The sequence below is a fragment of the Acinetobacter sp. YH12227 genome (genome assembly GCF_013417785.1).
GTDB classification, from domain to species: Bacteria; Pseudomonadota; Gammaproteobacteria; order Pseudomonadales; family Moraxellaceae; genus Acinetobacter; species Acinetobacter gandensis.
In genome coordinates this window covers 1-17,217 of sequence record NZ_VPDH01000043.1, presented here as the reverse complement: position 1 = coordinate 17,217, position 17,217 = coordinate 1, and the positions used below count along the sequence as shown (strand labels likewise).

General features: G+C 40.9%; 16 protein-coding genes. 7 read left to right on the top strand and 9 right to left on the bottom strand.

The features are described 5' to 3' along the window. The 5 genes from FTV09_RS10775 to FTV09_RS10755 all read right to left on the bottom strand — a co-directional run bounded on the left by FTV09_RS10775 (nucleotide 1) and on the right by FTV09_RS10755 (nucleotide 3,225). Entirely contained in the window at nucleotides 1-471 is a 471-nt protein-coding gene (locus tag FTV09_RS10775) for a F0F1 ATP synthase subunit B (protein WP_067762735.1), read from the bottom strand. A gap of 38 nt (nucleotides 472-509) precedes the next feature. Continuing rightward, nucleotides 510-755 carry a F0F1 ATP synthase subunit C gene (atpE, locus tag FTV09_RS10770; protein ID WP_016654735.1) on the bottom strand — a complete coding sequence of 82 codons (246 nt, stop codon included), beginning with the start codon at nucleotides 753-755 and terminating at the stop codon, nucleotides 510-512. An 83-nt stretch (nucleotides 756-838) separates the two neighbouring features. After that, on the bottom strand, nucleotides 839-1,714 hold the full coding sequence (atpB, locus tag FTV09_RS10765; protein WP_067762736.1) for a F0F1 ATP synthase subunit A: 876 nt from the start codon (nucleotides 1,712-1,714) through the stop codon (nucleotides 839-841). Between the two features lie 102 nt (nucleotides 1,715-1,816). Beyond that, nucleotides 1,817-2,215: an ATP synthase subunit I gene (locus tag FTV09_RS10760; RefSeq protein WP_067762737.1), complete on the bottom strand. Its 399-nt coding sequence runs from the start codon at nucleotides 2,213-2,215 to the stop codon at nucleotides 1,817-1,819. Nucleotides 2,216-2,385: 170 nt separating this feature from the next. Further along, nucleotides 2,386-3,225 (bottom strand): metal ABC transporter solute-binding protein, Zn/Mn family, encoded by an 840-nt coding sequence (locus FTV09_RS10755; protein WP_180058297.1) that lies wholly within the window; start codon nucleotides 3,223-3,225, stop codon nucleotides 2,386-2,388. Nucleotides 3,226-3,362: 137 nt separating this feature from the next. Here FTV09_RS10755 and FTV09_RS10750 point away from each other — a divergent pair, with 137 nt between their 5' ends. The 3 genes from FTV09_RS10750 to znuB are packed head-to-tail and all read left to right on the top strand — an operon-like array spanning nucleotide 3,363 to nucleotide 5,434. Continuing rightward, nucleotides 3,363-3,860, top strand: a complete 498-nt coding sequence (locus FTV09_RS10750; protein WP_067762739.1) for a transcriptional repressor — start codon at nucleotides 3,363-3,365, stop codon at nucleotides 3,858-3,860. Then, nucleotides 3,842-4,630 carry a zinc ABC transporter ATP-binding protein ZnuC gene (gene znuC / locus FTV09_RS10745; RefSeq protein ID WP_067762740.1) on the top strand — a complete coding sequence of 263 codons (789 nt, stop codon included), beginning with the start codon at nucleotides 3,842-3,844 and terminating at the stop codon, nucleotides 4,628-4,630. Before FTV09_RS10750 ends, znuC begins: the two co-directional genes overlap by 19 nt. Before the next feature lie 3 nt (nucleotides 4,631-4,633). Beyond that, nucleotides 4,634-5,434 (top strand): zinc ABC transporter permease subunit ZnuB, encoded by an 801-nt coding sequence (znuB, locus tag FTV09_RS10740; protein WP_067762741.1) that lies wholly within the window; start codon nucleotides 4,634-4,636, stop codon nucleotides 5,432-5,434. An 82-nt stretch (nucleotides 5,435-5,516) separates the two neighbouring features. On the opposite strand, the gene FTV09_RS10735 is transcribed toward znuB, so the two are convergent. Next, the gene (locus FTV09_RS10735; protein WP_180058296.1) at nucleotides 5,517-6,137 is read right to left on the bottom strand and encodes a LysE family transporter; all 621 of its coding nucleotides are present in this window, start codon (nucleotides 6,135-6,137) and stop codon (nucleotides 5,517-5,519) included. Between the two features lie 160 nt (nucleotides 6,138-6,297). Here FTV09_RS10735 and FTV09_RS10730 point away from each other — a divergent pair, with 160 nt between their 5' ends. Then, nucleotides 6,298-7,218, top strand: coding sequence for a Dyp-type peroxidase (locus tag FTV09_RS10730; RefSeq protein ID WP_180058295.1), 921 nt, complete (start codon nucleotides 6,298-6,300; stop codon nucleotides 7,216-7,218). A gap of 326 nt (nucleotides 7,219-7,544) precedes the next feature. Here the strand turns inward: FTV09_RS10730 and FTV09_RS10725 are convergent, their stop codons facing one another. From FTV09_RS10725 to FTV09_RS10715, 3 genes are read right to left on the bottom strand one after another with little or no spacing between them, the layout of a single operon-like run. After that, a complete protein-coding gene (locus FTV09_RS10725) occupies nucleotides 7,545-7,997 on the bottom strand; it encodes a hypothetical protein (protein ID WP_180058294.1) in 453 nt (150 codons plus the stop codon). Next, nucleotides 7,997-10,276 carry a peptidoglycan DD-metalloendopeptidase family protein gene (locus FTV09_RS10720; protein WP_180058293.1) on the bottom strand — a complete coding sequence of 760 codons (2,280 nt, stop codon included), beginning with the start codon at nucleotides 10,274-10,276 and terminating at the stop codon, nucleotides 7,997-7,999. Before FTV09_RS10720 ends, FTV09_RS10725 begins: the two co-directional genes overlap by 1 nt. Next, nucleotides 10,212-12,782 (bottom strand): type VI secretion system Vgr family protein, encoded by a 2,571-nt coding sequence (locus FTV09_RS10715; RefSeq protein ID WP_180058292.1) that lies wholly within the window; start codon nucleotides 12,780-12,782, stop codon nucleotides 10,212-10,214. Before FTV09_RS10715 ends, FTV09_RS10720 begins: the two co-directional genes overlap by 65 nt. Before the next feature lie 230 nt (nucleotides 12,783-13,012). On the opposite strand from FTV09_RS10715, the gene FTV09_RS10710 reads away from it, so the two are divergent. The 3 genes from FTV09_RS10710 (at nucleotide 13,013) to FTV09_RS10700 (ending at nucleotide 17,113) form a co-directional block, all read left to right on the top strand. Then, the gene (locus FTV09_RS10710; protein ID WP_180058291.1) at nucleotides 13,013-14,167 is read left to right on the top strand and encodes a methionine aminotransferase; all 1,155 of its coding nucleotides are present in this window, start codon (nucleotides 13,013-13,015) and stop codon (nucleotides 14,165-14,167) included. Nucleotides 14,168-14,319: 152 nt separating this feature from the next. Then, nucleotides 14,320-15,696: an MATE family efflux transporter gene (locus FTV09_RS10705; protein ID WP_180058290.1), complete on the top strand. Its 1,377-nt coding sequence runs from the start codon at nucleotides 14,320-14,322 to the stop codon at nucleotides 15,694-15,696. A 274-nt stretch (nucleotides 15,697-15,970) separates the two neighbouring features. After that, the gene (locus FTV09_RS10700) at nucleotides 15,971-17,113 is read left to right on the top strand and encodes an LLM class flavin-dependent oxidoreductase (protein ID WP_257222878.1); all 1,143 of its coding nucleotides are present in this window, start codon (nucleotides 15,971-15,973) and stop codon (nucleotides 17,111-17,113) included. Nucleotides 17,114-17,217: the final 104 nt, after the last annotated feature.

Sequence of the window (17,217 nt, the reverse complement as noted above, 5' to 3'; positions counted from 1 at the left end):
TTAAAGTTTAGCAGCCAGCTGAGTCAGCATGGCATTGTGAGCTTCTGCATCAACTTGTTGGCTAAGAATTTTCTCAGCACCAGTTACTGCAAGAGCAGCCACTTGTTGACGCAATTCTTCGCGAGCAGCATTGATTTCAGTATCAACAGCTTCTTTCGCTTGTTGACGAATACGCTCACCTTCAGCCGCAGCTTGAGTACGAGCTTCTTCTACCAATTGCGCACCGCGACGGTTCGCTTGTTCGATCAATTGAGCCGCTTGTGCTTTAGCTGCATCTAACTCTGCTTTAACTTGTGCTTGCGCATCAGCTAAGTCAGCTTTAGCTTTTTCAGCAGCATTTAAGCCATCAGCAATTTTACGCTGACGCTCACTAATCGCATTGATTAGTGGTGGCCATACAAACTTCATGCAGAATGCAACGAAAATTGCAAATGCAATAGCTTGGCCAATCAATGTGAGGTTGATATTCATTGCTATTCCTCAATAGTTTAATTTAGGAATTAAGCTGATTAACCTACAAATGGATTAGCGAAGATGAAGAACAAGCCAATACCAACACCGATCATAGGCACAGCATCAAGAAGACCTGCGATTAAGAACATACGAGTTTGAAGTTGTGGAGCCAATTCAGGTTGACGAGCAACAGCTTCAAGGAAACGGCCACCTAGTAGACCAAAACCAATCGCAGTACCTAAAGCACCAAAAGCGATCAAAATAGCAGCTGCAATAGCAACAAGACCAAGACCTAGTTCCATGATAATTCCTCAGAGGTTAGGTTTATACCAAATTAAGTTAAAAATTGTGTGCCCAACCACCCGATGATAGTTGAGCAATACCATTAATGCTTTTCGCTAGCCATACTCATATACACGATCGTCAACATCATAAAGATGAAGGCTTGTAACGTGATAACAAGAATATGGAAGATCGCCCAAGGCACAGACAACGCCCACTGGATCCAGAACGGTAATAACGCGATAAGAATGAAGATTAACTCACCCGCATACATGTTACCGAACAGTCGAAGAGCCAATGAGATTGGACGTGCAATAAAAGTTACCAATTCAAGTAAAATGTTTACTGGAATTAATAAAGCTTTTAAAACTGGGTTACTTGGGTTAAATGGGTTAAGTGCAAATTCAGCACCGAATCCGACAAGGCCTTTCTCACGAATACTATAGAAAATAGTTAACGCAAATACTGATAATGCCATACCAAGGGTAATGTTAGGATCAGTAGATGGAACGATTTTGAAGTATACGTGGTGAGGATCCATACCAAACACATTTGCACCGATCAATTGAGCTGTATAAGGAATCCAGTCAACAGGGATCAAGTCCATCAAGTTCATGAGGAAAATCCACACGAAAATGGTCAATGCTAGTGGCGCAATTAAGCGCGATTTGCCATGGAAAGTGTCACGGACACTTGAGTCAACAAACTCGATAATCATTTCGATTGCAGACTGGAACTTGGTAGGAACACCAGCATTTGCTGCTTTCGCAACAATCCAGAACATGAAACAGAAAATCAAACCAAGGCCGATTGACCAACCCATTGAATCCAAGTGAATAGCAGTGAACCCCATCTCTTGAGCTTCTTTAGCAGTCTCAGCTAACTTCCACGTACCATCTGGCATTTTGCCATAGGTCAAGTTAGTCAAGTGATGCTGAATGTACTCGGTCGAAGTAAGGGCATGTTCTTCAGCAGCCATAAATCACACCTGGTCAATGTCAAAACTAATAGAGAAAACGAATATCGCGTGCTGCCTGATATCTCGTTTTTCTCCAAAAAACTTTTCAATTTTGTGTTGTGCTTATACTCGTTTTTTTAATCGTGTCGCCCAAAAAGGTGCAATCCACGACATACTTTGTACAAGTATAAAACCACAAAACAATGCTACCGCTGACAACGGTTTAACATTGATTAAAATCAAAATGAATCCAACAATCACAATAGCAAACTTGCCCATTAAGCCACGATACATGTTTGACAGCACCTGTTTAGAGGCACGGGCACCAGCCGCACGAAACGACTGCCATGAAAAGTAACTAGTTGCCATCCAGCACACCAGCGCACCTAATGCTGCACTATATGCTGTGGTCGTATCTTTAAAGACCCAACCAATCAGGGCTGAAACAGGAATCATTACTGCTTGTAAGATGACTAAAGCTTTCGCTAATCGTCGATCAATCATGCGACTAGTTCGGCTCATTTTTGTACACTCACAGCAATTATGCTTGACAAGTTTAACTGATGATTATTTTTAATCGCAGGCATTATAGAGTTACACCCCTTAACTTGCAATCTTTTCCCGACCTTAGTCGTGTTTTTTTCGATGTGCAAACTGCTCTCAAACTAATCAATAGTTGTTTATTTTTTACATTACTTTCGAGCATTTAGTGTGCATTTCTGAGTTTGATCTGCGAGTGTTTTCCATCCACTGATGAAATCCCCTGCCCCACTCATCGTTTCATCAACCGATTGAAATACAATTCCACCGAGCTTTTGATACTGACTTTGATTGGCATGACCTTCCGCTAAGAGACACATTTTGCTCTGTGGACGATGATCTTTAAGAAATTTTATTTGCGCCAACGTTGGTGCCACATGCGGGTCATCCGTCAATGCCCCAGCAAAAGATAAATTCAACGAACGCTCAAGATATTGGTAAGCATCATGATAAGACCAATATGGTTGTGCACGGTTTGTTACATCAACCTTTTGCGCTGACACCAATAATTTTTGTGCAAATGCACGTGCATTTGCCCAATATTTTTCACGATTTGCTGGATATTGTTGTGAGCGCAGTGCCGCAATAAAGAAACCAATGCGTACAGCATTATTCGGTTCAAGCCAAACATGGGTATCCACAGTGCCTTTAATGGCTTTACCACGAACATCACGTAATGGAAGTGCACTAATAATGCCTGAGTCTAAAATAGCGATACTTTTGCCACTTTCATCCAACATTTTGGCCAATGGCGCTTCATGTGCTTTGCCCAACCATAAAACGAGATTGGCATCTTGAACTGTTTTACGGTGCGCAGGGGTAAGGCTAACATCATGACCAGATTGATGATCAAGTAATAAGGTTGGCTGCTCCACCCCTTTTAAGACATCTTTCGCAATTAAGTAAATGGGCTGTGTAGAAACCACTAAACCCTGCGCCCAACTCATCACACTGAAGAAGGCAAGACTACAAAAGATAATTACTCTGGACATGGGGAGAGAACCATAAAATGAATAGTGTTATAATATAACAAAAGTGCAAAAAAACCTACGGCTGTTCGTAAGTCGTTGTGCTTCATGTTAAGATTTAAAGTCTTTTTCTATAAACAGTTTCGTACTTGAGGTTGGCTATGAGCGCATGTTCACACGAACATCATAATGCTTTGCATGGTGTACACGATCATCAAAATGTCGAACAACGCCTTGCGGAAGCCGAAAACCTTTGCATCACAACAGGTGCCCGCCTCACTCCTTTGCGTAAGGAAGTACTGGAACTGATCTTAAATGCCACAGGCCCAATGGGAGCTTATGACCTATTGGCAAAAATCAAAAGTGAGTCTGATCGCCCTGCTGCCCCACCAACGGTTTATCGCACACTCGACTTTTTATTAGAGAAGGGCCTTATTCATCGTCTAACCTCTATTAATGCCTATATTCCATGTTGCCATCCAAGAGAAGGTCACCAAGCTGCTTTTTTGATTTGCACTGAATGTAAAATTGTCAAAGAAGCTTCAGCTCAAGGTCTAATGACGCAACTTGATGAATTGTCAGCGTCAGATGGTTTTACCGCGCATCACAGTATTATTGAAATTTCAGGAATCTGTCAGCAGTGTCGCAACAAACATTAAGTGCTGCAGCCGCACCGATTGTCGCGCTGCAAAATGTCCATGTTCGAATTGACGAGCGTGACATTTTAAAAAATGTTGATTTTGCTTTACATCAAAAAGAAATTGTCACGCTGATTGGTCCCAATGGCGCAGGTAAATCAACCCTGATTAAAGTTTTGCTAGGTATCGTCAAACCTGTGTCAGGTCAAGTCATAAGCAACAATAAACTGAAATTTTCTTATGTTCCGCAAAAGTTCAATCCATCTCACAGCCTGCCTTTACGTGTTTGTGATTTGCTTGATTTAGAAAAATGCGATGCAACTATTAAACAAGAAATCATCCGTGATACGGGTATTGCCAAATTACAGCAGTCTAAAGTTCAACAATTATCTGGCGGTGAACGCCAACGTGTATTGATTGCCCGTGCCTTACTTCGTCAGCCCGATGTTTTGGTTCTTGATGAACCCATGCAAGGTTTGGACATTCAGTCCGAAGCTGAGTTATATGACTACGTCAGAAGCTTGCCTGAAAAATATGGCTGCGCAGTGCTGATGGTGTCACATGACTTACAATGGGTCATGCAAGGCACACATCGCGTGGTGTGTTTAAACAAACATATTTGCTGTAGCGGCTTGCCGGAAAATGTACAGCAACATCCCGAATATCAAGCCATTTTTGGCACCAATCGTGTGTTCTATCAGCATCATCATGATCATTGTGCACACGGTGATTCAGCAACACCGTGTCAACATGACTCACGTCCACATATTCACCCAGAGCCGGAAGCATAATTCATGATGGAATGGCTACAACTCCTTTTGCCAGCGTGGATTATGGGCTCTTTGCTGGTCTTTTTAACAGCACCATTGGGTTGTCTGATGCTTTGGCGACGTATGTCGTTTTTTGCTGACACGATGGCACACGGCACATTATTAGGTGTTGCCATTGCAGGTGCGCTCAGTTTGCCTTTGTGGACAGGTGTCACCTTAATCGCCTTACTGTTGGTGGCAATTTTATGGGTACTCCATGACCCACGTCTGCCAAATGACGCGTTGTTAGCATTATGTTCAGCAACCTTATTGTGTTCTGGCTTATTATTCATTCAGCATTTACCAAGTTTAAGACCTGAGCTACTTAGCTATTTGTTTGGTGATTTGCTCACTATTTCATGGGCTGACTTACCAATTTTTGCTGGGGTCATTATTTTTGCACTGATCGTTCTTTATAAAAGTTGGCAAGCACAAATTCAAATTGCCATTGACCCTGACATGGCGGTAAGTGAAGGTATTAGTGCCAAATGGCAACGCCTGATCTTTATGCTATTGCTGGCTTTGTTTACGGTATTGGCCTTACGAGCTGTAGGTTCGTTATTGATGGGGGCATTATTGGTGATCCCCGCTTTAACTGCACGGCTATTGGCAAATTCACCAAAACAAATGGTGCTTTGGGCCTTTGCTATTGCACAAGTGGGGGTGACGGTTGGTTTATGGTCGAGTGCGGGATTAAATACCTCTACAGGTCTGACCATTGTACTGACAATGGCGATTTTGTTTGCTGTAATCTTTGCCGTTCAGAAGTTTAAAAAGTTGAGTTAATGCTCATCTAAAATTAAGCCATGCAATCGTATGGCTTTTTATGTTTTACACTGCTTATTGAACCGTGCTCTTAACTTCCATTTTACTGATGTACCAAACTCAATAAACTCGCTGCTGCTGCAAACAGCACTGCAAAAGTTCGATTCATATATTTTTGCTGTTTGGGGGATTTCAATAAGCGCAACACTTTGGCAGCAAGTCCTGTATATCCTGCCATGACAATCAGATCAATACTGACCATAGTCACCGCCATAATCAGATATTGAATCCACTGCGGCTTAGATAAGTCTAAAAATTGTGGCAAAACTGCCAATAAAAACACAATCGCTTTCGGGTTACTCATATTGACTAAAAAGCCATGCAGAACCAATTTAGAACGCGATTTATTTGGTAGATCTTGCTGAATTTGAATCGATTGTATTGGTGCAGTCCACTGTAAATAAGCCAAATACAATAAATAGCAAACACCGAACCATTTCACTACCAAGAATGCCCACGGTGTCGTGGCAAACAACACCCCTACTCCTGCAGCGACGATACCAATTTGAACCAATAAAGCCAGTTGTAAACCGAGTGCATTCCAGTAACCACGCTTAAATCCATAATTCAAACCACTCGACATCGACGCGATTGCACCTGCACCGGGAGATACACTAATCACCCAACACGCCAACATATATGCAATCCAGATTTGATAGGACATAAGCTGCTCAAGCTATAAATGGGACTGTATTATATGACATTTACCTTATTTTCTTGGCAAAAATTACTGCTTAAAAATAAGAGTGAAGTCTACACACATACGGAATGTTAAGGCACAATACACCTAGCCACATAGGAATTATAATTTTCAGGAGCCATGAATGTCTGCCCAATCTGTAATTTTACCATTACCTTCAGATCATGCTCGTTTTATTGTTTTGCGTTTAAAAGATTTAACGATCGATGAATTAAAAGAAAAATTAGAAGATTTATTTACCACTCGTGATCGTTTAATCACTCAACATCCAAATGCTCAAATTAAAACAGCAGTCGCTTTTGGTCCAGAATTATGGGCGCAGCTATATAACCAATCACCTATAGGTTTTAAGCAACTTGCTCCAATTCAAGGCTCTTTTGAAATGCCTGTTGTACCTGCTGATGTGTTAATTCACATTGCAGCTCAGCGCACTGATATTTGCTTTGCCCTCAGCCAATCTTTCTTTGAAGGCATTCAGGATAAAGTTGAAGTTTTGGATGAACGCGTTTGCTTCCGTAATTTTGATGGTCGAGATTTGACTGGTTTTATTGATGGTACTGAAAATCCACAATTTCCTGATGACCGTGCTGAAACAGCATTATTGGCGGAAGATGCAGGTATATTTGCTGATGGTTCTTTTGTCTTTGCACAACGTTACGCACACAATTTAGATAAGTGGAAAAAGCTCAAAGTTGATGCACAAGAGCATGTGATTGGGCGTACAAAACTTGAATCTATTGAATTAGATGATGATATTCAACCTGAAAACTCGCATGTATCACGCACTGTAGTAGAAGATGGTGAGGGTGAAGAACTGGCAATTTTGCGTCATTCATTACCTTATGGCGATGGTCGTGGTGACCAAGGTTTATTCTTTATTGCTTATACCAATGATCTCAGTATTATCGACAGTATGTTGGTTCGTATGTTTGGTACGTCTGGAGATGGAATCCATGACCGCTTACTGCATTTCGTGACTCCAATGGATGGGGCGTACTACTTTGCGCCGAGTGAGGAGTTGCTGGAAAAGGTTTTGGAAGACTAAGAATAAAAAAAGCCGGCGAAAGTCGGCTTTAAGTTTCAAAAATACCATAATATTCATATTATTTACGCAATGCTTAGGATGGTCTTAGGTGAATTTAATTTTTTGAGTGCAGAATATTTGCATTATTTAAATCAAATATACCAAAGCAATCACCTTTAAATTTATAAAAAGCAATTACACAAAATTATTTACAGACTCGAGCATTTGGGTTTGCTGTAGTAACTTAACTGATGGCTCTAGTCCCCCTGTTTTTCAAGTCCATTCTTATCCGCGATTCGAGTTAAGTTAGTACCTTTAAATAGGCATATGCAATCAACTTCTAATACCTATAAAATATCATCTAAACTATGAATTTGATCTTCATCGATTTCATTTATAAATTTACTATCGCCTGACCAGATACCCATTGTTTTACACTCTAAATTACCTACGATCTTTTGATCTTTTTTAACCCGTAAATTTGGAAAGCCTTTCATTGGAATGCTTAGGGAATAGAAATATCCTTTATTCTCAAAAAAGAACATATCATTTCCCATAATTACATGATTGATTTTATTATTTGAGTTTTTTTTTGCATCAACCCTATATGACAGCTCAATACGTTTGGGTGTTCCAAATCTGTACTCTAAAAACTTATTCGGTTGACTACAATATGAAATTACTTTCTTCCCTGTTTCGCAGGTGAATAAGGTCTTTTCCGTTTTCAAGCATAGGGATTTAGCCTGTAGGTTTGAACAACTAAGGACTATCATTGAGCCAATTAAGATTAATTTATTCATCACACATCATCCAATAATATTTGCTTAGCATTTCGAGTTTCCCTTAAGCGTCCCTCCCAATCTATATAACCGCCATTAATAGCATAAGTCACAGCTCTTGAAAGATCTGATTCCTTTTTCTTATCCGAAGCACTAACTGCCAAGTATGGTATATCTCCATCAATAGTTTTACCCACGGTAGGTCTTTCAAAGGTCATATACCATCCACCTGAATCCATACAGTTAAATGGTTTGATACCAACCACTTCGGGATTAGGTACTTCACCTGCTCGTTTCTTCAAGCCTGCTCTATTTTTAAGTTTGTATTGAGGATCTGTCCACCAACTATCATCAAATGTTGATTTATCTAACCAACCTCTATACACCCAATAATTAACATAATTTGTTCTACCGGTTAATTGCTTAAATCCCCGTCCTCTATATTTTTGAGCATCAGGATCATCAAGATTACCTGCTCTCCAATTATATGTACTCGCAATCAAGCCACCTTTACTATTGTATTTGGTTGATCCGAACCAAGCCACTCGCTCATTCGGCGCAAAGCCCCACCAATGGCCAAATGCATCCTCTCGTCTTTTAGAATCTGCTATCACGGCTTTACCATAAACCTTGCCTGCGGTTTCCTGACCTGACATAGCTGCTTCTTGCATGGTTCTCATAAAAGCAGATTCAATTGCACCCTGACCGAGTAAATGGCTCAATCTTTTTGGTGTCGCAAAGCCATACTTACGTGACATGATGTTAAATGACGGTGTGTACTCTTTAAGAATCGCATCTTCCGTGTTTTTATAAATTCTTTTAACTTCTGTCCAACTTAGCCAACCACATTTTCTGAACTGTTTAATAAACTCTCTAGGATGGAAGTGCCAAACTCTATCTTTTGGTGGTAATTCAGGAACTTTATCCCAAAAACTAAGCGCACTGATGTAAGTTTTAAATTTTGCGAAATCATCAGCAGTTAAAGGATTTGGATTTTCATCACTATTTTTCGTCACCCAACTGTATTGAGTTTCCACCAAACTTTCGCTCCATTCGGTAGGAAATTGACAAATCGTTCGGCTTAAGCGGTCCTTTACATCAGCATTGCCTAAACCTGATCTTAAGTCGGCTTGTGTACTTTTACCATACCCATTTACATCTAACCATTTTTTTAGAAGCGGTGAATTACATTGGCTATCAGGTGTTGGGTCATCGTTAAATAAACGCCAACCGATCCAATGCGGGAAATCACCATCGCTATACTTTTTAATAGCTGATGTATTTAAATTTACATATCCTACTTTGTTATCAGGTAACGAAACTTTATGCCAATGACCAACCGTGCTTAAGTTACTTGTTTCAACGGTGGGATCTAAAATTCGACCAAATTTGAATAATTCATACAAGGCACTTTGAGATATTGCACTTGTTACAAACCTTTTAGTGAAACGATGTAGATCATATTCATAGTTTTCTGATTCGGTATTATCTTTGCTCGATAATTTATATTTCACCAATAATGGAGTTTTGCTTTGTTTCTGAAAGATACCGTTGCCTAATTCTCTATAGGTCTGTGTATAGGCCTTACCACTTTTAAAGCTTAAGCTCACAAATAATGGATTGGTCGATGTATAAACTTCGGTTGTGGTATTTGCATCGCTATAAAACTTTGTACCTGGCGGTAGATAAAAATGAATATCTCCAAACACCACATCTTTACGACCGTCTGCACCAAGACTTAACTCAGGTGTACTTCGACCAACAATTTTGGCTAAATTAACTTGATCACAAACGATTTCAAAATGCATTTTGTTTTCATTTTGATGTTGACCAACCAAACCAATTTTACTTTTTCGAGTAATTTTTTTACCTTTATCAACCCCTGCTTCAATTTGACGTAAATGCATATAAATCGAAAAATATTTAACAGTTACATTGTTTCCAATTTCTGTCTCATGCTCAATCACAACACAACCTTTGTGCGATTTACTTCCATTATAATCAACGAGATCAAACTCTTTTCTCGCATAAACTACTTTTCCATCTGCAATGCTCCTAACGACATTATTATCGCCATTGGCAATTTGATGATAACCACCATGCCATGCCAACGTATCTAAAACAGGATACTCGTTAGCAGGTAATCCAACAGGCATAGTGGCATTAATCCAAGCATCATCAGATTGATTGGTATTGGGCTTTAAAATCGGAGGGCTAATTATCATTATTATATGCTCACGAAAAATTCTTAGTTGTTTTAACTTTAGGTTCAGGAGGTAGGTTTGGTGTGTTTGCTTCAACTTTTGCACCACCTAGAAACAGATGCTGACCCGCCTTAGACTCAAATTTTCCACCTGTCTGAGAAAACACCCCTGAATCATTAATTTTGACTTGTGAGCTTCCAGCAATAAGCTTGATTTCCTTTGACGCAATCACATAGATTGTGTCCTCAGTGGAAATGATGTTAATTTCTTTTCTAGCAATCAGATCCATAACATTATTTTGGGCTTCGACAGTAACTTTCCCTTTACCTGCAACCAAATTCAACTCATCTTGGATCGCAAATAAACTTAATTTATTCTTCGCATGTGCAATGAGATTGTTTTGTGTGCTTAGATTGATACTGTCTTTCGCCACACTATTGATCTGTCCGTCAGCAGATAGATAAATATTTTCAGGTGTTGAAAGAGCGATACCCGCCTGAGAACTTAACAACATCATATTTTGATTAAACTTTGCTATGTCACTCTGAATTTGTTCAGCAAATTGTTGTAGGTTCTGAATTAATTCGATTTCATCTGTTTCTTGAGTTTTAGCCGTATCATTCAATGAAGTTACAGATTTAACACTGCTTTCAAGTTGCTTCTTGGCTTCATCAGCATTCAGTTGACTACCTAGTGCTTCGCCTTGTCCATAAGTAGAAATTAATAAGCCATTTCCCGCACGTACAGCTCCCCATTGATCTGTTCTTAACTCAAACCCTTCACCACGCCCATCACTGCTTTCACTATCTTTAGGATGACTTAAATTCCCTAAGTTTAGCTGGCTAGCCCCATGACTGCTTTGTAGCTGTGCACTGATCTGTCCAGTCGTATCATCAAAACGCAGCTGGCTAAAACCTTCGCCAGAGACTTCCTGGGAACGAATACCACTCAGTTTTTTAGTGAATGGCAATTTACCTTTAACATCAAACATAGTCTGATGACGCTCGGCTTCATGAATCCGCCCAACCACAAAAGGTCGATCAACATCGCCCTCAAAAAAGTCGATAACCACAATTTCCCCGACCCTCGGATGGAAACGTGCGCCATAACCATCACCCGCCCAAGGGGTCAGCACATCAACCCAAGCCGAATCACTATCATTATCATTGCTGCCCGCTCCACCATCATGACCATGATCATCTGCACGGGTAAAAGTAAAACGCACTTTAATGCGCCCCCATGCATCCACATGAATACTTTCACCCTCTGGCCCTACCACTTTTGCACGTTGCGGATAAGCTGCTGGTCGATGGAACATCGGATCATATTCAGGGACGATGGCAATATTACGCCGCACGATGTACAAATTATTGGCTTGACGTTCATCACCGAGCGATTGCCAACGACTGGCTGTCAGTAATTTGTCTAACTGAACTAAGATATCTTTGGGTAAATTATTTTGGTTGTAAAACGCTTTGCCTAAAATAAGGAACTCACGATCTGATCCTTGATGTTGATCTATTTCGGGGTGATTTAACAGCTCGAACCAATAGCCGACTTGCGCATCACGTACACTACTACTGACGGTAAAATATTTGGCTTGCAGTTCTTGATAATGATTCAGTTGCTTATTTAATGTATCTAATTGTTGAGTATTTGCGGTGGTCGCTTGATCTTCACCTTTTAAATCGGCAGTCCATGCCGAGCTAATCGTCCAAGCCTGCTCTAAACTCAAGCTTTCATTTTCTTGCAGTTCACTGTGCTGATGTACACTGAGCAGTGCGCCACTTTGATCTTGCGCAAGATGCTGAGCCTGCCAACGCTGAGTTTGAATAGTGGTAGATTGCAAAAAGCGCTCGGCAATCAAGCTAGTAATAGTGTCTTGTCGCTCTGTAGCATGACTACGATGGAAACGAATATTAGTACGATCTAAAGCAGTAAATGCTTGGTTTTGATCGATTAAACGTAGCTGCTGCGCTTCAATGGTCGATGCTGAAAATGCTACAAAGCGTTTGGATTCATCAATTAACCAATTGATGCCTTCACTACGCCAAAGTCGAGTTAAAAATGCATAATCGGTTTCATTGGCTTGCATGGTAAATGGGCGGACATCATAATCCTTGGCCAGCCCCGCCAAATTTAGACTCAGACTTGCAGCAAATAAGCTACTTTTGTTCTGCCATTCACTAAACAGCACTTCGGTGATTTCACGCACCGATTTATTCATGAAAACTCGACTATTACGACGTTTATGCCATAGCGCTGATGCATCTTCGATCACTAATTTATAGACCGTCAATGAGCCATCACTTTGCCCTTGGCTCGCCCCTGTAATCACACCAGTCAGGCGACTGAGTTGTCCCAAGTCCGTGACTTGATCAACTGCGACACGTCCACCAATAAATTGCTTCAAGGCCAAATGTGCATTGGTCGATAGACAAATTATTTCCGCACGAAAGCCTTGATTGATTCGGTGTTCACCTTCAATGCGTTGAATAAAGACTTCAGCATTCAGAGCTTCATTGGAAAAATGAATGTGTAGAGCGCGTTTTTGCACGCTAAGGCCAAAGTTTTCCACCATGGCATAAATATTTTTTATCATTTTTTATTGTTGATATCATTTTTATATGGCTGCATTTTATGAAATGATGATTTTTTCGTCTACCTCAATTTGTAAATAAATTGTGAATTAGTTTTCGGCTTCAAATTTAAAACCCTGCTAATTAAGATCAATATCAGCAATATTTATGAATTTCTTTCTACAAATTCGGCTTTTAGCTCTGCCAATAGAGCTGTAAACTGGCAAAGCAATTGATAAAAATACCTAAGACCATGATCCAAATCGAATCTAAACTTCCTGCGCAAGGCGTGACAATTTTCAGCACTATGAGTGCCATGGCTCAGCGCTTAAATGCATTAAATTTATCTCAGGGCTTTCCTGACTTTCCTGCCCCGCCCGCACTGCTTGATGCCTTGTGTCAAGCGACACAACACGGTTTTAACCAATATGCGCCGGGTGATGGTTTACACAGTTTACGTGAGCAACTGGTTGGCCTATTTGCCAACCGTGATCAACTGCAGATTGATCCACTAACCGAAGTCACCATTACCCCTGGGGCAACTATTGGGATATTCAGTGCCATTCAGGCAGTGGTACACGCTGGCGATGAAGTGATTATTTTTGACCCAAGCTATGACAGTTATGCACCCAGCGTTAAACTGGTGGGCGCAAAACCCGTGCATATTGCCTTGCAAGCGCCAAGTTTTAGTGTGGATTGGAACCGTGTTGCTGACGCAATCAGTGATAAAACGCGGATGATTATTGTCAATACGCCGCATAATCCTAGCGGTGCTGTGTGGAGCCGTGAAGATTGGCAGACCTTAATTCAACTGATTGTAGATAAAAACATTGTGGTATTGTCCGATGAAGTCTATGAACACTTGATTTACGATGGCCGAAAGCATCTATCAGCCCTGTCTTTTCCAGAATTGCGTGAACGCAGTTTTGTGGTGGGCTCTTTCGGTAAAACTTTTCATGTTACTGGATGGAAAACTGGTTATTGCATTGCTGCGCCGAAACTGATGCAGGTATTTCGTCAGATTTATCAATTTGCCAACTTCTGTGGGGTCACTTCCGTCCAAATAGCTTTAGCTACATTTATGGCAGAACATCCGGAGCACATTGCTGAATTGGGCGATTTTTACCAAGCCAAACGTGACCGTTTCAATGCCGGCTTAAGCCACTCTAGATTTGAATTGATTCCATCGGCAGGTACGTATTTCCAAAACCTCGATTACAGCTTGATTCGTCCCGACCTCAATGATGTCGAGATGTGTCAGCTTTTAGCAGAGCAACATAAAATCGTGGCAATTCCTGTGTCCGTATTTTATCAACAAGCACCTGAAGATTTACGTTTATTACGTTTTTGTTTTGCCAAACAAGATGCCACATTAGACCAAGCTGCCCAGATTTTATCTGCGGTTTAAGTTCTCTCTGTTGGATCATGTATCTGATTAAATCCATGAAGAAAAAATGAATCCTGCGTTACCTAAAAACTAAGGCTTTTTTAAGCATAGGCATGTTAGTGTTATCAGTAACTTAAAAACATAACAATGCAGCACTCAGGACGTGCACGCCTATGTCGAAGCCATCCCAACAGCAACCGCTCGTCGCTCAACAAAATCTCTGGAAAACGTTTCTCATTTTTCTAGTGCCACTGATTGCGACCAATATTTTGCAAAACCTGTCAGGCACAATTAATACCGTGTTTGTCGGGCAAATGTTGGGTGTGCACGCCATTGCTGCGGTGGCAGTATTCTTTCCTATTTTGTTTTGCTTAATGGCATTTGTAATTGGACTCTCTGCCGGTGCAACCGTATTGGTCGGACAAGCATGGGGCGCTCAAAATACTGAGAAAGTCCGGACTGTGGTTGGTTCTACACTTTTTATGACTTTAATTGGTGGCAGTATTATTGCGCTATTAGGTGTGCTATTTGCCAAACCTATTTTATTGGCTTTAGGCACCGACCCAGATGTTATGCATCTCTCATTGCCTTATGTGCAGTGGATGCTTGCCGGTAGCCCATTGTTATTTATCTATATTATTTACACCTCAATTTTACGGGGTGTTGGCGACAGTACCACACCGCTAATTGCCTCAGGCATGACCATTGGTACAGGTTTAATTATCACGCCTATTTTAATTGCTGGAAAATTTGGCTTTCCACAAATGGGCATTATAGCTCCTGCCATTGCCACAAATGTCGGCTTTTTCATCGCCTTGGTCTTCTTGTTTATTTATCTCAACAAGAAAGATCATCCACTCAAACCAGATATGGAATTGCTGCGTCATGTGCGCCATCAACATGAGCTGAGTAAAATTATTCTGCGTTTGGGCATCCCAACAGGGATTCAGATGGTGACAACTTCTGTGGCAGGTTTAGTGATTGTGGGTTTGGTCAATCGTCACGGTGCCGATGCCACGGCAGCTTATGGCGCGGTCAATCAGGTGTTGAACTATATTCAATTCCCAGCGTTGTCGATTTCAATAGCTGCTTCTATTTTTGCCGCACAAGCCATTGGCGCCGGTAAGTCTGAATTACTCAATAAAGTGAAACGTACCGCCTTAGGTATGAACATCATTATTACTGGTGCTTTGGTGGCTTTAGGCTATCTGTTCTCTAAATACCTGATGGCACTGTTTATTACCGATCCAAATGTGGTAGTACTGGGTCAAGAGTTGCTGTTTATTGTCTTGTGGTCAATTTTATTCTTCGGTGCTAGCGCCATCTTCGCCTCGATTATGCGGGCCAGTGGTACAGTAACCGTGCCCATGATCATCAATATTATGGCAATTCTATGTATTGAAGTACCCTGCGCCTATTTGTTCAGTGAATGGTGGGGACTTCAAGGTATTTGGTATGCCTATGCCCTTGCCTTTGTCAGTCTCTGCTTATTACAAGGCTTGTACTACCAATTTGTTTGGAAAAAGAAAGCTGTTAAAGCTTTGGTTTAAAATCGATCTTTCATTCAAACCATGCCGCTTGACTCGCGGCATGGTTACGCTGATGGTATAGAGCATGCTTTTTGTAAAACCAGCTGATTTTTTTGCATAAGCTCTGAATAATTTCTGCTGTAGTTATCTAGTCAAATAGATGATTTTGCTGTTGTTTAATCAACATATATTCAACTCAAAATCTCTAAGTATTTCATTCCTTAATGATTTTTTATTGGCATACATCTTGTTCTAAAACAGAGATTAAATTGCTTTTAGAAAATAAGGAAAAATAATGGCCAAGCGACAAATTAAACTCGGTGCTTTTATTCCCACAACGTCTCAGCATGTGGCTGGTTGGCGCCATCCTGAATCACGCCCACAAGATCATCTCAATATTGACTACGCCATTGAATTAGTGCAAACCGCAGAACGTGGCTTATTTGATGCTTACTTTTTAGCAGATGGTTTATCAGTTCGTTGGAGTTCAGCTGTCGAGGGTGAAAAAGGTCTGGGCGATAAAGGCGTTGGCTTCGAACCTGTCACGCTATTTGCTGCGCTCTCCACCGTGACCAAGCATATTGGCTTCATTGCCACGGCATCCACGACCTACGAAGATCCTTATATTTTGGCTCGAAAATTTGCCTCACTCGATCATATTTCTAAAGGTCGTGCTGCTTGGAATGTCGTCACTACAGCTTCTGCGGATACAGCAAAAAACTTTAATCTACAGCAACACCCTGAACCCAAAGAACGATATGAACGTGCCGATGAATTTATTGAGCTGAGTCATAAACTTTGGGACTCATGGGAGGACGACACCTTCCACTACAATAAAGAAACGGGACAATTTTTTGATGCACGTAAACAGCATCAACCTGAACATCATGGCAAGTATTATCATGTTGTAGGCGCGCTCAATGTCTCTCGCCCACCGCAAGGCTATCCAGTGATTGTACAAGCAGGACAGTCTGAAGATGGCCGTGAACTTGCCGGCAAATATGCAGAAGTTATTTTTACTGCACAGCAAAATTTGGGCGATGCCCAAGCCTTTTACCGTGACGTAAAAAACCGTGTCCTAAAATATGGTCGTCATGCAGACGATCTAAAAATCATGCCGGGTGTGTCTATTTTTGTGGCTAAAACGGAGCAAGAAGCACAAGAAAAATATGACTTTTTAAATAGCTTAATTCATCCTGAAGTCGGTCTCAGCTTATTGTCTGCCTTAGCTGGTGGAATTAACTTATCCAAGTTTGATTTAGATGCGCCCTTCCCTAAAATTGAAGATACCGACATTAATTTTTCTAGTCGTCAGCAAATGATGATCGATATTGCGCGTAAGCATAACTTTAGTATTCGCCAACTCTATCAATATATCGCTTCAGCACGTGGGCATTGGACTTTAATTGGTACACGGCTTTGTTGCACAAAGATTTGAAATGCAAAGCGCCCCTAATTGAGCCAAATTTAAGGCGTAACTTGGGTAAGTGGTCGACCTAATTCCGTAAATCTGTTAAGAACTGCTACACGTGCATGGATCTC

Bases quoted from the DNA above. Each gene is read 5' to 3' on its own strand.
- FTV09_RS10755 (WP_180058297.1), bottom strand. From the start codon at position 3,225: ATGTCCAGAGTAATTATCTTTTGTAGTCTTGCCTTCTTCAGTGTGATG.
- FTV09_RS10730 (WP_180058295.1), top strand. From the start codon at position 6,298: ATGTCTGCCCAATCTGTAATTTTACCATTACCTTCAGATCATGCTCGT.
- FTV09_RS10775 (WP_067762735.1), bottom strand. From the start codon at position 471: ATGAATATCAACCTCACATTGATTGGCCAAGCTATTGCATTTGCAATT.
- atpE (WP_016654735.1), bottom strand. From the start codon at position 755: ATGGAACTAGGTCTTGGTCTTGTTGCTATTGCAGCTGCTATTTTGATC.
- FTV09_RS10735 (WP_180058296.1), bottom strand. From the start codon at position 6,137: ATGTCCTATCAAATCTGGATTGCATATATGTTGGCGTGTTGGGTGATT.
- FTV09_RS10725 (WP_180058294.1), bottom strand. From the start codon at position 7,997: ATGAATAAATTAATCTTAATTGGCTCAATGATAGTCCTTAGTTGTTCA.
- FTV09_RS10710 (WP_180058291.1), top strand. From the start codon at position 13,013: ATGATCCAAATCGAATCTAAACTTCCTGCGCAAGGCGTGACAATTTTC.
- FTV09_RS10760 (WP_067762737.1), bottom strand. From the start codon at position 2,215: ATGAGCCGAACTAGTCGCATGATTGATCGACGATTAGCGAAAGCTTTA.
- atpB (WP_067762736.1), bottom strand. From the start codon at position 1,714: ATGGCTGCTGAAGAACATGCCCTTACTTCGACCGAGTACATTCAGCAT.
- FTV09_RS10750 (WP_067762739.1), top strand. From the start codon at position 3,363: ATGAGCGCATGTTCACACGAACATCATAATGCTTTGCATGGTGTACAC.
- FTV09_RS10715 (WP_180058292.1), bottom strand. From the start codon at position 12,782: ATGATAAAAAATATTTATGCCATGGTGGAAAACTTTGGCCTTAGCGTG.
- FTV09_RS10700 (WP_257222878.1), top strand. From the start codon at position 15,971: ATGGCCAAGCGACAAATTAAACTCGGTGCTTTTATTCCCACAACGTCT.
- FTV09_RS10705 (WP_180058290.1), top strand. From the start codon at position 14,320: ATGTCGAAGCCATCCCAACAGCAACCGCTCGTCGCTCAACAAAATCTC.
- znuB (WP_067762741.1), top strand. From the start codon at position 4,634: ATGATGGAATGGCTACAACTCCTTTTGCCAGCGTGGATTATGGGCTCT.